Raw genomic sequence first — 560 nt, 5'->3', positions numbered from 1 at the left:
GCTCGGGCAGATAAGCGCCACCGCGGCGCTGGACGGCGGCTGGCTGGAGAAAGACCGGCTTGACCGGTACGCCGCCGGCACGCTCTGGGGAACCTCTGCGGGCCTGGGCAGCGCCGGGCGCTGGTTCGCAAGCCAGGTCTCTGTCGGCACACCGCTGCGTTACCCGGACTGGCTCGGCCCGGACCACCTGACATTTAACTGGCGTGTGGCTGTCACTTTTTAAAGGAAGACAAGGATGAATACCGATAAACCGGTTCGTTTCTCGCAGCGCGCACTCAGCTGGCTGATTATCGGCCTGCTGGTCTGGCAGCCCGTGGCACCTTCCTTCGCGGCGGCCATCACGCCGACCGGCCCGGCCAGCATGGACAAAGCCGGCAACGGCGTGCCGGTGGTGAACATTGCCACGCCGAACGGCGCGGGCATCTCGCACAACCAGTTTAACGAATACAACGTCGGCCAGCAGGGGCTCATCCTCAACAACGCCACCGGACAGCTGAACCAGACCCAGCTTGGCGGGCTTATCCAGAACAACCCGAACCTGAAGGCCGGGCAGGAAGCGA

1 protein-coding gene and 1 pseudogene are annotated in these 560 nt (G+C 64.5%); both read left to right on the top strand.

What is annotated here, in order from left to right; all coding sequences use genetic code 11:
- Positions 1-223: pseudogene (locus E0L21_RS24750) on the top strand (ShlB/FhaC/HecB family hemolysin secretion/activation protein); the annotation flags it as partial.
- A 12-nt stretch (positions 224-235) separates the two neighbouring features.
- The coding region (locus E0L21_RS24745; protein ID WP_165501956.1) for a filamentous hemagglutinin N-terminal domain-containing protein at positions 236-560 on the top strand (325 nt) is incomplete at its 3' end.

Source organism: Kosakonia quasisacchari, assembly GCF_004331415.1.
GTDB classification, from domain to species: Bacteria; Pseudomonadota; Gammaproteobacteria; order Enterobacterales; family Enterobacteriaceae; genus Kosakonia; species Kosakonia quasisacchari.
This window is presented reverse-complemented; position numbering and strand designations above follow the sequence as displayed.